Genomic DNA, 13,556 nt, shown 5'->3' on the forward strand with positions numbered 1-13,556 from the left:
AAGCGAGTGAAATGTACGGAGAGACTATAGATCCATAATTTTTCGGATCTCTTCCGGCAGCATTTCCTGCGAGGTGATCTGCGGGCCGTCGTAGGCCTCGAGTGCGCGGTAGACCTGTGCGCGCTCTGTGCTGTCGAGGATGGGCAGTTCCTCGGCGAACAGCATGACCATCTGGTTCGACAGCGGGGTGTTGGTGTACTCGGCGGCCATGTTGATGGTTTCGCGCGGCTTCTTCTTAAAAAAGTCGAACATGCGATAAAGGCTACCCCGCTTCGAATCCGCCACTCGCGATACCATCAACCTCATGACTTCCACGCCTGCTGCTGCTCCGCAGACCCTTGCCGTATGTAGTTCCACATCGCCCGTTGTCATTTGGCATGTGGAGCTCTCGCCGTCCTTTGCAGGCGAGAGGTTGTCGGGTGCATGGCTGGTGGATCCGCTTGCCGACGGAGCCCTGGAGACCGCCACCAATCTGCTCACCGGTTGCTTTGTTGCGTCTGTGACCGCGGGCGATGGTGACGGTGACGCTGCGGCAGAGAGTGCAGAGAGCGCTGAGGGGGCGGACCTGCTATCGCATGCGATTGAACAGGCAGGGGCCACGGTGATTGACCTGACGGCATCCGTGGCCGGCATTCGTGACCACATCGGACAGCTGCGTGCTGCCGCGAAGGAAGAGAAGGCCAAGCCCGGCAAGGGAAATCTGACGGAGCCGCGGTTCCCCAAGGTCAACGACGTAGAGGTTATTGATTTTCCGCATGTAGGCGAAGAAGTCGCAGGGCCGGTGCTGGGGCTTGCCCGCGGGGTAGAAGAGCTGGTGGCGCAGTGGACCGCGGTGGAGTCGCAGCGCCTGCGTCGCAAGTACTTGGTAGAGCCGTGGGGTGCGGAGCCGCGCCAGATTCCGCTGGTAAAAACGCGCGCATTGTAGCGAGTTTTTGCTATCCAGGCCACCTTGTTTTTCCTGCGTACGCTGTGAAGTATGGCAGCACAGACCGATAACGTAGTCGCCTTCCCAGGCGTTCGCGTGGCCACGGAACCGGCCACGCTCATTATCGGTGCCTCTTTAGAGGAAGAACCGTGCAGTGCCCACCGCGTCTTCGGGGTCAATGACCAGATGGATCTGCGAAGCCTGTCCCGCGTGTTAGCGGTCATCTTTGGGTGGGGCGACGAAAGCGTGCCGACGAAGTTCCATTTGCCCGGCTCTGCGGTGGAGTCTGTGGCGCAGCTGGTGACTGGCGGCAGACCCGCAGCGGGCGAAGTCGTCGATGTTCCCTTATCCACCACAGTTGCCGAGGTGCTGCAAAGTCCCGGCGATACCCTTATCTGGCAGTGGGGCTTGTGGGAACATACCTTGCAGGTCAGAGAAGCTTTTGCCCGCGATGAGGCCACCCCGGATGCCCTGTGTATCGGTGGCTCGGGCTCTATCCGCGCACTGGGAGATGTGGACGCGGAGGAGCCGGTAGATATTGCCGCAATCAATAGGGAATTGACCGGACGGGACTCTATTCAAAATACGCTGGCCACCGCTCGTGCCGATATCGTGGACATCATCGAGAGGTCGGGGGTGTTTGAATTCGTGCCCCTGTTACAGGCTCTGGACCTGCAGAGGTCGGAAGCAACCGCGCTGGAATTGACCGGGGAGGCGGGGGAGAGCGTCGTTAAGCGATTGCGCGCATTGCCTATAGAGGACGCCGAGAAAGACCCAGCCGGGCACGATGCGGCATTGGTGGAGCTGCTGTGCTTGGCGGCGCTGACCTCGGATGAGCTACGGCATGATGTGGCGGCGCATGTCATGGAGCGCCTCGGCTGGGAGAGCGACGAGGGCATCCCGCTATCCGGCGAGGACGTTGAGGAATTGGCGGCGGCTAGCTGGGCGGAGATGAGCGCGTTGGGGCTAGCTGGGGAGGATGCGCTCTCGCCGGTGGAGCGGCTGGATCTGCTGCGTGAGGCGCTGCGGCGTTAGTTCTTTTCTCCTCTTTATTGCCTGTTTATGTTCGCGCTGGCTGTTTGTTAGCTGGCCGGTGGCCTAGAATTCCTAGGCGTGTCAGCGAATGAAACAGCAAATGAAAACCCGAACCGCGACAACGGCAAGCTCGGAAACGGCTCCCACGAAAACGGTTTTGTCGTAGAGGACTCGGCCGCAGTGCCAATGGCGACGGAGACCAAGGACGAGCACGGACTGAAAGTGCAGATGATGCGCTTTATCATCTCCGGCGTCATCGCGGCGGTGGTGGACTTCGGCCTGACGTTTATCATGCTCAACGCCTTCGGGGCGACCAACTTCTGGGGTAAGACGGTCGGCTGGGTTTTCGGCACGATTACGGCGTACATCATTAACAGCCGCTGGACCTTCAAGTCGAAGTCCTCGGCGAAGAAGGTGCTGGCAGTTGCGGTGCTGTACTTGATTACTTACGCCACACAGGTCGGCATCTTTAATGTGTTGCAGCCCTGGCTTGTCGAGGCCTGGGATTGGAACGCGCAGTGGGCACAGTTCGGCGCATTCGTCGTCGCACAGGGCGTTGCGACGGTAATTAACTTCATCATTCAGCGTGTATTCATCTTCCGTGTGAAATAGCGCGATACGCTGGGGGACGTGACTTCGACTGCTTCTAATAAGGAATCCACTCAGCTGACCGCCGAAACCGATGTTGACATGCTGACTATTCAGCGCGTGCTGTTTGCTCCGCCCGCAGACTGGGTGGAGCCGGATTTGTACTACCGAGTCGAAGGCGTTGGCGCCTACGACAGCTCGGTGCAGGCCACCCGTAACTCGATCACGCTCGGTCGCCACACCGTGGTGCGCACTGACACCTACTTCGGTCGCTTCCGAGCTTCTTACTGGCAGCGCTGGACCTCAATTAAGCAGGTCGAAATCCGTGCGCGCGTGGTCGGTTCCGCGCGTGTGCTGGCCTACACCGAAGATATTGGGGGCCACCTTCGCTTGGAGGACTCCTGGGCAGCGGGCGGCTCGGATGCCGACGGCAACTGGACCGGTGAGCACTCGCCGATGTCGGGCTCTGCAAATGAAGAGGTGCGCCTGACCGTTCCGCTGGACCGCTTCGCCGATGGCGGTGCCATTCACCTGCGCTTCGACACCGAGGACGCAGGCGCAAAGATTTCCGATGTCCGCTATGTTGTGCCCAAGTCGGCTATCAAGCGCGATATTCCGACTGACCTGGTCATTTGTTCTTACAACCGACCGGTTGACTGTGCTCGAACCGTCGCCACGCTGGCTGAGGATTTGCCAGCCCTTGAGCGCGTTCGCACCATCCGCGTCGTTGACCAGGGCGAACAGCACCCGGCTGACGAAGCCGACTTCATCCAGGCCAAGGAGATCCTCGGCGAGCGCCTGAACGTTGTCCACCAGCCAAACCTCGGCGGCGCCGGCGGTTTCTCCCGCGGCATGCGCGACGCCACCGCTGCGGGCGACTGCATGGTTCTGCTTACCGACGACGACATCCGCCCCGAGCCCGAAACCACCCTGCGCCTATCCGCCCTGGCCGTATGCGCGGAAAAGCCGATGCTGCTCGGCGCGCAGATGCTCTTCCTGTTCAACCCGACCAGCCTCTTCCGTACCGGCGAGACCTACAACTGGAAGGCGCTGACCGTCGAGGAGAACGACCCCAAGTTCGGTTACGCCGACGTGGATGTGCGCAAGTACCACCAGCTGCGTCGCCTGGGCGTTGACTACAACGCCTGGTGGACCTGCCTGGTGCCGTCCGAGGTCATTAAGAAGATTGGCCTGGCGTTGCCGCTGTTCTTCCAGTACGACGACATCGACTACGGTTTCCGCGCCGCCAAGGCCGGCTACCCGACCGACACCATTCCGGGCGCCGCCGTCTGGCACGCCGATTTCTACTGGAAGGACATCGAAAACGCCGCCCAGTACTTCGGCCTGCGCAACTCGCTTATCGCCGCCACCATGCACGGCGATGTCACCGCAAAGGACATGGTCAACGTCGCTTCACGACGAATCCTCTCGAACCTGGTCTCCATGCGCTACGGCCTGGCCTGGACGCAGATGGAAGCTGTTCGTGACCTGCTACGTGGCCCGGAGGTGCTGAAGAACGCATCGCAGGGCGACTTCGCTCGCATTTCTGCTGGTCGAAAGAACTTCCCGGAGACCGAGCTGCTGCCGATGCACGAGATGCCGGGTGGTCTGACCCCAGTTCGTCCGCCGTCACACGAGATCTCCAGCGAAAACAAGACGATGGCAAAGCGGCTTGCGTACACCCAGATGGGTAAGAAGCGCCCGGGGCCGGTGGCTGTGGCCTTCGAGGACTCCTTCTGGTGGCACATTTCCACCTTCGACGACGTCTGGGTCACCGATGCCTCCCAGAACGGTGTGCGTCACCTGGTCCGCGACCTGGATAAGGAAAAGTCCATGCGCGCCGAGACCATCAGCCTCATGCGCGAACTGTCCTCCAAGTGGGACGACCTTGCGAAGCAGTGGCGTGCCGCCGTGCCATCTTTGACCAGCGAAGACAACTGGGAAAAGTTCTTCCAAGGCGAGTAGTTCTTCAATCATGACCACGCACACACCCACGCCTTCGACTAGCTCAGATGACAAAACCCGCAAACAGCTCATCACCATCTTGGTGCTGCTGGTGTTGATTATCCTGTTGCTGGCTCTGTTCCTTTTCCTCCAGGTTTCTGGGGATCGAGGTGGCGATTCGGCGGCTGCTGAGGGCAGTGTGTCGTCGTCAAGCGAAAATGGCGATGCGCAGGTGCAGGCGCAGGCGGAGAAGGCCGTCGTTGTGTACAAGCAGGTGCTGGCGAACCCGGCGCCACTGCAGACTTTTGTCGGAGAAGTTAGTCCTGGTGGGGCGATGAAATATGCGCTCGTGCATCTTGATGATGGGTGCGTGCCCGAGCTGGTGTTGAACTATGGCACAAGTGCGATGAGCGCCGAAATTGATGCGATTGGTGTCTACGGCGTTGACGAAAATGGTCAGGAAATTCAGTTTCAGAATTCCTACCATGACGGCGTGACTTCTGTGGGCGGTGTACGTCGCGCTCTTCAGCGAGCTACTGGTCAGCCGGGTATGTTCTCGTTTTCTGCAGAGAGAGGCGGACGTAATCAGGAAGATTTGCTGGTGACGCGCCAGGGCAATGAGCTGGTGGAAACGCCTGCGAATCCGGGTTCTGGGGAGTTCGAACAGTTTAACTGGATTCCGGTTGACAACCTGGATGTCGTCGAGGCCATTGCTGCTGGTAATGACTGCGCGCCGGGCTCGGGCTCGAATGGTACTGGCGCTGATGGTGGTAACGGTGGCAACGGTGGCCCGAATCCGACGGCGGGGCAGCAGGCTTCGGGGTCGGGTTCGAACTCGGACTCGGGCTCGGGTTCGCAGTCTGGGGCTTCGGGTTCTAGTCCGCAGGGGTCGAGCAATGGAACCAGCGGCCAGCAGACCGTAACCGGTACCGTGAAGGTTTTCCAGAACCGAGCCGAGGTTCTCGCTTATCAGCAGCGTGAGGATCCCAACCCCCATACTGCCGACAATCGACAATTTGCGATTCTGGTTCTCGACCAGCCAACTGAAGTGACAGCAACGCTTGCAGGAAGTAATGAAACTGAGACACGCACTATTGACCATGTTGTGATTAACCCAAATCGCCACAGCGATGGGGAAAGGGCAACGATTAGCTTCTCAGCTGACGAGAAGTACTGGCCGTCAGACACCGGCATTCCGTTCGGTCTCGCAGTTGAGGACGGCGCCAAGTATTAAGTAAGCGACAGCTGGGTGTCCGCAGCTAGTTATCCACAGCCGCCAAATTGTCCACAGATAAGTGCAATTCGGCGGCTTTTCCGCTGCCAATTTTCACGGAGTCGGTCATAAATGAAGGCACTAATTCCATGCGTGAATTCCTGTAGCCGACCTCGGGGAGCGTGCCTAAACCAATGCCTACCTGGAATTACGATTCCGATGGCCTCATCCATGCGGCTGCGCAGAAGCAAATCAAGCATCCTTGTGAATACGTCAGTGCCACGTCAGAGCTGGATAATCTGCACGGCCACGTCGAAAGCACAAATATTCGAGATAAATCCCTGCTCAGACTGGCGCACGGCACCTACATCGAGTGCTCTCGCTGGAATGCGCTGTCAGCATTCGAACGTTTTCAACTGCAGATAAAGGCACTGGTCAAGCCAGGTTCCGGGACAATCATTACGGGCGAAGCAGCCGCTGCGTTGCATGGCATCCCGTTGCTTGTTCGAAATGCCACAATCGCGCTTGCCAATTCCGGCCTGCGCCGACCTGGCGGCGGATTGCGCCATGTCGGTGGCAAAATCCTCGAACAAGACATCGTTCGCATTGGTGGGCGCTGCGTTACCGATGTGCCGAAAACCGTCATCGATATTTGCCGCACCGCCGAGTCCGAAAACGGGCCAATCATCGTTGACACCGCACTACGACAGTGGTGTGACCTCGAAGAATTGCGTACAGTCTTCACAAATTACCCACGTTCGCCGGGGACCCGTCGCGCCCGCGAGCTACTTCGAACTGCCAGCGAACACAGCGAAACCATCGGTGAGTCGATCACAAAGAAATGCATAATCGACTCAGGAATTGCCACGCTTTACGACGAAAAATGCGTGCTCATGCAGCAAGTCGAGTTCTATGACAGTGAAGGATTCATTGGGCGCGTCGATTTTTATGTGCCTCATCTGAATTTGATCATTGAGTTCGATGGGCTGACTAAGTATTCCGGTGGCGGGGTAGCAGCTACGGAGACTGTGCTTCTGAAAGAGCAAGCTCGCGAGAAGCGTCTGCGAAACCTCCACTTAGATGTACTCCGCTTCCAATGGTCACAGGTCATTAATGGGGACTGCGTGGAGGTCTTGCGACAGTTCGCTATTCGGCAGAGGCAGCGCATTCAGGCAGGTGGATTGGTATTTTCGTCCGAAGTTGGGCGTTTTCGTCAAGCCACTGTCCCGTATAAAGATCGGCAGCTCCGTGAGTCCAGAATCCAGGAGCGTAAGCAGCGTTTGCAGCTTCTGGAAAATGCACCGGCCTCGCGCGACTCAGGCTAAGTTCAGCTGCTGACCTGTTGCAATTGTGCTCACCGGACTTGGAACGATTTCGAGCGGACTGGCTCGGATTTCCAGCGACTTATGGCCAACTTTCCGCCACTTGTCGATGACTTTTCAGGACTTATGGCCACGCTGTTGGCCTGGCCCGCGCACTTATCGTAGGACTATTCACTTATGCGCAGGCTGTAGCGCATCGATGAGTGAATACCTCATCGATATGTCAGTGGAGGAGAAGGGAACCAGGGGTTAGGTAACACTTTTGCGCACTGAGCACTCGAAATGCGGACTACACGACCCGGGCGAGATCAAATATGCAGGCCAGCGCCACAGCCTCAGCCCCACCAGCCGCAACGCCAGCCCGAACTACTTCGACTTTGGATCGAAGCGCTCGAAGTTCTCCGCGCGCCCCTGCTTCAGTAGCTTGAACCAGCGGTAGAAGCCGCGGACATCGCGACGCTGGACCAGGAAAAACCAGCCGAAGCGCAGGAACTCCTGTGGCATGAGCTTGCGCATGCCGGGCTGGCTCATCAGGTAGCCGCGGTTGCGGTAGGTGAAGTAGCGCTTGAAGTCGTTGGTCGGGTACTGCGTGTGCATCTTGCCGCCGAGAATGGGCACAAATTCACCCGAGCCGGAGGGGTGCAGGTAGGCCGTCGTCAAGCATGTGCCGAACCGGAGGCCGGAGCGGACCAGGCGGCGGTGGAATTCGACCTCGTCGCCGCGGATGAATAGGCGGTAGTCGGGAACGCCGAGCTGTTCCAGCGAGCGGGCGCTAAACAGCGCGCCGTTGAACAGGGATGCGATGCCGGGCAGGAGATCGTGGTTGCCGTCGATGGTCTCGAGGTCGCTAGGCAGTTCGAGCCCGGTAGCAGCCTTCTGATCTGCGAAATTGGTGAACCACTTCGTGCCCTCGGAGTCGCGTACTTCCGGGAGTTTGGGGTTGATGCCGCTTTCGAAAAGCTCCTCGCGATGACGGCGCCACACCAGCCCGCGGCGCAGGGGGAATGCCAGCTTGTTCGGGGCCTTAATGTCGCAGACCACCGGCGAGACAGCGTCGAGCTGGTGACGTCGCGCGCAGCTGTGCAGCGCCTTCAGCACGTAGGAGTCCTCCGGGCGCCCGTCATCATCGGCGCACCAAATCCACTCCGCGCCCAGCGACAGCGCAGTCAGCATACCCAGTGCGAAACCACCAGCGCCGCCCAGGTTCGTCTTGGAGCCGACGTAGTGAATCTCCGGCGCCGATCCGCTTTCCGACGACTGCTGCGCCGCCACCTGCTCGGCGAGTTCCTTGACCTTCGGGTCGTTGCCGTTGTCGACGATGATGAGCCACTTCGGCATGTGGGTCTGGCTGGCAACGATGGGAAGCGATTGACGCAGGTCCTCGATGCGGTTGTGAGTCACCACGATTGCGGCCGTTGCTGCTTCATCGTGCTTTGGGTGGTCAGCCGAGTTTTCGCTCACTTCGTTCTCCATCGGGGGAAGTACCGTTTATTACTGTTTTTATTGCTGTCTATCTTGCCATGTTGCTCCGGGTGGGCAATTCCAAGCATCCGTGCCGCCCGCCAGCCGCCCGCCAGCCGTCCGCTCGGCCACGATGGGGAACTGCGCCCGGACTCCCGGCGAAGCTGCTACCGTCGCTGCGCGAGCACGCGGCGCACCTGGTCGGCGGCCTCTTTACCTTCGTAGGCTTCGACCACTTCGTCGACAAGCCCTGCCTGTCGAACCGTACCGTGATCAATCCACAGTGCCGTGTCACACAGCTGCGCCAGGAATTCATTCGAGTGCGACGCAAACACCAGCAGACCGGAGCGGTCGACCAATTCGGTCAACTTCGTCCGGGCCTTCGCCATGAATGCGGCGTCGACGGCTCCGATGCCTTCGTCGAGAAGCAGGATCTCCGGCTCAATGGACGTGACCACACCGAGCGCCAAACGCACGCGCATACCGGTGGAGTAAGTGCGCAATGGCATGTGCAGGTAATCGCCGAGTTCGGTGAATTCTGCGATTTCGTCGAGCTTGGATTTCATCTGCTTGCGCGTCTGCCCCAGGAACAGGCCACGGATGATGATGTTTTCCAGGCCGGAGATCTCCGGGTCCATGCCGACACCGAGGTCGAACACCGGAGCCACACGCCCGCGCACATCGGCGGCACCGCGCGTGGGCTCATAGATTCCCGACAGTAGTCGCAGCAGCGTGGACTTACCCGCTCCGTTGTGGCCAACCAAGCCGACGCGGTCGCCCTCGCGCAGATGGATGTTGATGTCCTTCAGCGCTTCAATGACCACGACGTTGGAGTCATTGCGGCCAATCGCACCACCCGCGGCGCCGAGGAACGCCTTCTTCATCGACCGCGATTTGGCGTCGAAAATGGGGAAGTCAACGCACGCGTTGTAAGTATCAATGCTGACCATGCTTATCCCTTGCTAGTTCTATTCGCTTTACGACGGCCTTTGCGGCCTAAACCCAGTAGCTCACGCGGGAGCGCCACAGGCGCATGGCCCCGAGTGCCAGCAGCAGGCCGACTGCGGTGCAGGCGAGGACAATCCACCAGTGGTAGGTATCCACCGGCTCGCCGGTTAGCGGGGCACGGATGATTTCCAGGTAGTGGAACAGCGGGTTGATCTCTGCGATGCGTGCGCGTTCGGCGACGGCACCGCCCTGTTCCTCCAGCGTCTTGGTGGTCCACACAATCGGAGTCATGTAAAACACCAGCTGAATTAGGGAATCCAGCAGTGGTGCCACGTCGCGGTAGCGCGTAGCGATGATGCCGAAGAACATCGTCACCCACACACCGTTGACCACCAGCAGCGCCATCGCGGGGATGACCAGGAAGAAGTTCCAGCCCAAATCCGGCCGGAAGACCAGCACGAGGATCAGCCAGATCACCATGTTGTGGGCCAGGAAGAGCAGCTGCCGCCATACCAGCCTGTAGACGTGAACGCTCAGCGCGCTGGGCAACTGTTTGATCAGGCCTTCGTTTTCAATGAAGACGGTTGCGCCCTCGCGCACGCAGCCGGAGATGAATCCCCAGATGATCAGGCCAACGGTCACGTGTGGCAGGAAGAACGCCAGCTCCTGCTGGAACAGCAGCGAGTACAGCAGGCCGAGAGCCAGGGCCATGGCGCCGGTGGCAATGGTGATCCACAGTGGGCCAAGCGTGGAGCGGCGGTAGCGCTGCTTGATGTCCTGCCAGCCCAGCTGCAGCCACAGCTCACGCTGGCCGAAGCCGGTAACCAGATCCTGCCAGGCAGCGCCCATGGTGCGGGAACGCGACTTGAAAGCCGGTGCCTCACCCGTTGCGTCAGTTATGCGCGCAATGTCGCGACGGAGAGTTTCCTCCGTGCGGATAGCGGAGCCATTGCGCACAGTATTGGCCGGCTGGTCGGCTGCAGCTGCGGATTGGCGATCATTTTCTGCGTTAGTCACGTCTCCAAACTACTAGCTAGGGCGGTTTAGATTGAATACCGACGGCACCGGGCGAGCCATTATTCCACGTCGTGACGGCGAACAACCGTCGCGTGGGGTGGTCGTCCTTGGTGGTGACGTGGTGCTTCTGAGGCTGTTTCCACGGTTGGTTATGTGACTGGTTATGTGCCCCTGGAAAACTTACATACAATCGCCGCTGTAACTGTTTTTGGCCTGCGGCTGGTGCATAAGGTTCACGCATCGGGAGTGCTTGCGCATGGATACAGGCAGGAAAAGTTCGGCCAATTTTAAGCAACTACTAAAAAGGGATAAAGATTATCCTATATGGGGTTGCTTCGATAGAATTGGCTCCAACTAAGATGTGCAAGCGATACACGGTTCGGGGCATGAACGCTCGATTCGTGAGTGATTGCACAGTTAACTCTGAAATAGATATCGCAGCTTGAATTCGAAACCGGGAAAGGGTTTTCATGGCCTTCGATGTGCCGACAACCAGGGGTGCTTACTCGTCGCTTTCCGACGGGTGGACATACCTCAATGCGGGTCAACGCGCCCAGGTGCCCGAGCGTGTCCAGGCTGCGATGATTTCTGCATTTCGCAATGCGCAGAAGTCCCTTCCTGGTGAGACTGGGGCGGGGGCTCATGGCCAGTCTCGCAGCTCGGGCGTTCCCGCTGCAGCGGAACTAACCGCCAGTGCGCGCCGGGCTTTTGCGGACCTCACTGGCGGCCCGGTCGCCGGCGTGGTGTTGGGATCTTCGCGTGAGGTGCTCATGGAGCAGTTCACGTCCGCAATGAGTCGACGCTTGACGCTCGGCTCTAACCTGGTGATTTCTCGCATTGGTTCGCAGGTCGTACACGCGCCACTACGCCGAGCGGCCAATCTCTACGGAGCTCAAGTCCGCATTGCTGAGGCTGACTTGTCCTCGGGTACGTTGCCGTCCTGGCAGTTCGACGAGCTCGTAGACGAGCACACTCGCCTCGTTGTCGTCCCGGCCGCGGATCCGTTCATTGGCACCATTGCCCCGGTAGCTGACATTTCTCGGCGGGTGCATGAGCACTCCAACGCCTGGGTTTTGGTTGATGCTTCGGATATTGTCGCCTACCGCGATGTGTCGATGAGCAAGCTGGGCGCCGACATCATGCTGGTTGATGCCTCCGTGCTGGGCGGGCCTGAGGTCGCAGCATTGGTGTTCAAGGATCCCGAGATGTTCGAGCGCATGACGTCGTTAAGCTATGTGCCGAATGTGCGCGGCGTCGAGCGGATCGAGGTTTCCGCGGTGTCGCCGGCATTGCTCGGCGGAGTGTCGGAATCGGTGCTGCACCTGGCATCGCTGGATAGCACGGCGAGGGGGTCACGTAGGCATCGCATTGAAACGGCGATGCCGCAGGTTTCTCGCTACTTGACGACGTTGTCGGAACGCCTGATTGCAGCGTTGATGACCCTGCCTCGGGTGTACATCATCGGTATGGATACCGAAGATGATTCTTTCGCGAGTGTGTCGCGGGCACAGCACATTCCGCGCGTTAGCTTCCTCGTCGATGGGGTGTCGGCGAAGGTGGTTGTGGACAGGCTGCTGGATAATGGCCTGGTGACCAGCATTGTTGATGCATACGAATCGCCACTGCTGGAGGCCATGGGCATCGATGAGGCTGGAGGCGCCGTGGGAGTTGGCCTCCAGCCGTTCAATACGCCGCACGACATTGACCAGCTCGTGCGCGCAGTTGCCTCGCTCGGTTAGCTAGGCAGCCGGTTAACTAGACGGTCAGCACAATCTTGCCGCTGACCGCGCCACTGTCGAGCAGCTCGTGGGCCTTGGCTGCGTCACGCATATCCATGACCTCATGAATTTGAGGGGTGACGGTGCCGTCGGCAAGCATTGGCCAGATGGTGTCCTCTGTGGCGTTGACGATGCGAGCCTTGTCAGCGAGATCGCGGTAGCGCAGGCCGGTGGCGGTGATGGAGCCGCGCTTGCTCAGCAGGCGGCCGATGTTGAGCTCTCCCTTAACGCCGCCCTGCATGCCGATGATGACCAGGTGGCCGTCCTTCGCCAGGGCCTTGACGTTTCGGTCGAGGTACTTTGCGCCCATGATGTCCAGAATGACATTGGCGCCACCCTCAGCTGCAACGATCTCCTCGAAGTCCTCTTCCTTGTAATTGATGAGGATGTCGGCGCCGAGCTCCTTGCACTTAGCCAGCTTCTCCGCTGAACCGGCGGTGACTGCGACGCGAGCACCGAGCCGCTTGGCCATCTGAATAGCGAAAGTGCCGATGCCGCCCGCGCCACCGTGGACCAGCAGTAGGTCGCCTTCCTTGGGGCCGGCAATCATCACGACATTCGAGAACACCGTGCAGGCAACCTCGACGACGGATGCGGCCTCGGTGAATGAGTAGCCATGTGGCAGTGGGAGAATCTGGCCGGCCGGGACTGCGACCTTTTCGGCGTAAGCGCCACCGGAGAGAAGGCAGCAGACCTCGTCGCCGACTTTCCAGCCCTGAGAGTCGCCCTTGACCTCTTCAATGACACCCGCGCACTCCAGGCCGAGAGTGTCGGTCACGCCTTTCGGTGGCGGGTAGTGGCCAGCGGCCTGCAGTAGGTCAGCACGGTTTACGCCAGCGGCCTTGACCTTGACCAGCACCTGCCCATCCTCGAGAGTCGGTTCCGGAGCATCGGCCCATTCCAGGGCGCGGGGGTTGGAAAGATCAGTCTGAATGATTGCCTTCATAGTCTTCAAAGGTAATGCAAAAACTGGTTATGCACGCGGTATTTCAAGCTCTTTTGCAATTAGCAAAAATAGTTATGTCTGTAGAGGTGGATGCTTGGGGTGTGGTTTCCGATGAAGGGCTTGCGAAAGGTGCTGGCAAGGGGTGTTATGAGGGCGTTTGCTGCCTTACGGCGGTATGCGGTTATGATGTTGGCGTTGGAAGTATGGCAGAGCGGCCGAATGCACTGGTCTTGAAAACCAGCGAGGGTCACACCTCCGGGGGTTCAAATCCCTCTACTTCCGCAGCTGGGAGCCCTCGGTAGATCTTCTACCGGGGGTTTCTCCATTTCTCCTAAAAGTTGGCGTAGGGTTAAGTGACAAAAAGTGTGTCTGATTTTCA

The 13,556-nt window shown here is 59.3% G+C and carries 12 protein-coding genes and 1 tRNA gene; 8 read left to right on the forward strand and 5 right to left on the reverse strand.

Going from position 1 to position 13,556, the window contains the following annotated elements:
* Positions 1–24: 24 nt before the first annotated feature.
* On the reverse strand, positions 25–252 hold the full coding sequence (locus tag HMPREF2849_RS02435) for a hypothetical protein (protein ID WP_038627265.1): 228 nt from the start codon (positions 250–252) through the stop codon (positions 25–27).
* 52 nt (positions 253–304) lie between these two features.
* On the opposite strand from HMPREF2849_RS02435, the gene HMPREF2849_RS02440 reads away from it, so the two are divergent.
* The 6 genes from HMPREF2849_RS02440 to HMPREF2849_RS02465 all read left to right on the forward strand — a co-directional run bounded on the left by HMPREF2849_RS02440 (position 305) and on the right by HMPREF2849_RS02465 (position 7,030).
* Entirely contained in the window at positions 305–925 is a 621-nt protein-coding gene (locus tag HMPREF2849_RS02440) for a hypothetical protein (RefSeq protein WP_070862558.1), read from the forward strand.
* A 51-nt stretch (positions 926–976) separates the two neighbouring features.
* Positions 977–1,960, forward strand: coding sequence for a hypothetical protein (locus HMPREF2849_RS02445; protein WP_070862559.1), 984 nt, complete (start codon positions 977–979; stop codon positions 1,958–1,960).
* Between the two features lie 78 nt (positions 1,961–2,038).
* A complete protein-coding gene (locus HMPREF2849_RS02450) occupies positions 2,039–2,572 on the forward strand; it encodes a GtrA family protein (protein ID WP_053093006.1) in 534 nt (177 codons plus the stop codon).
* A gap of 18 nt (positions 2,573–2,590) precedes the next feature.
* Positions 2,591–4,513 carry a glycosyltransferase gene (locus HMPREF2849_RS02455; protein WP_016421829.1) on the forward strand — a complete coding sequence of 641 codons (1,923 nt, stop codon included), beginning with the start codon at positions 2,591–2,593 and terminating at the stop codon, positions 4,511–4,513.
* Between the two features lie 10 nt (positions 4,514–4,523).
* Positions 4,524–5,726: a hypothetical protein gene (locus HMPREF2849_RS02460; RefSeq protein WP_070862560.1), complete on the forward strand. Its 1,203-nt coding sequence runs from the start codon at positions 4,524–4,526 to the stop codon at positions 5,724–5,726.
* Positions 5,727–5,887: 161 nt separating this feature from the next.
* The gene (locus HMPREF2849_RS02465; RefSeq protein WP_246822087.1) at positions 5,888–7,030 is read left to right on the forward strand and encodes an endonuclease domain-containing protein; all 1,143 of its coding nucleotides are present in this window, start codon (positions 5,888–5,890) and stop codon (positions 7,028–7,030) included.
* Positions 7,031–7,393: 363 nt separating this feature from the next.
* On the opposite strand, the gene HMPREF2849_RS02470 is transcribed toward HMPREF2849_RS02465, so the two are convergent.
* From HMPREF2849_RS02470 to HMPREF2849_RS02480, 3 genes are all read right to left on the reverse strand, one after another.
* The gene (locus HMPREF2849_RS02470; protein WP_070429125.1) at positions 7,394–8,500 is read right to left on the reverse strand and encodes a glycosyltransferase; all 1,107 of its coding nucleotides are present in this window, start codon (positions 8,498–8,500) and stop codon (positions 7,394–7,396) included.
* A gap of 155 nt (positions 8,501–8,655) precedes the next feature.
* Positions 8,656–9,438 carry a galactan export ABC transporter ATP-binding subunit Wzt/RfbE gene (locus tag HMPREF2849_RS02475; RefSeq protein WP_005510871.1) on the reverse strand — a complete coding sequence of 261 codons (783 nt, stop codon included), beginning with the start codon at positions 9,436–9,438 and terminating at the stop codon, positions 8,656–8,658.
* A 46-nt stretch (positions 9,439–9,484) separates the two neighbouring features.
* Positions 9,485–10,453 (reverse strand): galactan export ABC transporter permease subunit Wzm/RfbD, encoded by a 969-nt coding sequence (locus tag HMPREF2849_RS02480; RefSeq protein ID WP_080969573.1) that lies wholly within the window; start codon positions 10,451–10,453, stop codon positions 9,485–9,487.
* 470 nt (positions 10,454–10,923) lie between these two features.
* On the opposite strand from HMPREF2849_RS02480, the gene HMPREF2849_RS02485 reads away from it, so the two are divergent.
* A complete protein-coding gene (locus HMPREF2849_RS02485) occupies positions 10,924–12,192 on the forward strand; it encodes an aminotransferase class V-fold PLP-dependent enzyme (protein WP_070862561.1) in 1,269 nt (422 codons plus the stop codon).
* A gap of 16 nt (positions 12,193–12,208) precedes the next feature.
* Here HMPREF2849_RS02485 and HMPREF2849_RS02490 read toward each other — a convergent pair whose 3' ends face one another.
* Positions 12,209–13,177 (reverse strand): NAD(P)H-quinone oxidoreductase, encoded by a 969-nt coding sequence (locus tag HMPREF2849_RS02490; RefSeq protein ID WP_016421835.1) that lies wholly within the window; start codon positions 13,175–13,177, stop codon positions 12,209–12,211.
* Between the two features lie 197 nt (positions 13,178–13,374).
* Here HMPREF2849_RS02490 and HMPREF2849_RS02495 point away from each other — a divergent pair.
* Positions 13,375–13,459: transfer RNA gene (locus HMPREF2849_RS02495), tRNA-Ser, on the forward strand.
* The last annotated feature ends 97 nt before the right edge of the window (positions 13,460–13,556 follow it).

Origin of the sequence: Corynebacterium sp. HMSC073B01 (assembly GCF_001838255.1) — a bacterium.
GTDB classification, from domain to species: domain Bacteria; phylum Actinomycetota; class Actinomycetes; order Mycobacteriales; family Mycobacteriaceae; genus Corynebacterium; species Corynebacterium jeikeium_D.

Coding starts and splice junctions, on each gene's coding strand:
- HMPREF2849_RS02470 (WP_070429125.1), bottom strand. CDS start 8,500: ATGGAGAACGAAGTGAGCGAAAACTCGGCTGACCACCCAAAGCACGAT.
- HMPREF2849_RS02435 (WP_038627265.1), bottom strand. CDS start 252: ATGTTCGACTTTTTTAAGAAGAAGCCGCGCGAAACCATCAACATGGCC.
- HMPREF2849_RS02445 (WP_070862559.1), top strand. CDS start 977: ATGGCAGCACAGACCGATAACGTAGTCGCCTTCCCAGGCGTTCGCGTG.
- HMPREF2849_RS02475 (WP_005510871.1), bottom strand. CDS start 9,438: ATGGTCAGCATTGATACTTACAACGCGTGCGTTGACTTCCCCATTTTC.
- HMPREF2849_RS02485 (WP_070862561.1), top strand. CDS start 10,924: ATGGCCTTCGATGTGCCGACAACCAGGGGTGCTTACTCGTCGCTTTCC.
- HMPREF2849_RS02440 (WP_070862558.1), top strand. CDS start 305: ATGACTTCCACGCCTGCTGCTGCTCCGCAGACCCTTGCCGTATGTAGT.
- HMPREF2849_RS02490 (WP_016421835.1), bottom strand. CDS start 13,177: ATGAAGGCAATCATTCAGACTGATCTTTCCAACCCCCGCGCCCTGGAA.
- HMPREF2849_RS02460 (WP_070862560.1), top strand. CDS start 4,524: ATGACCACGCACACACCCACGCCTTCGACTAGCTCAGATGACAAAACC.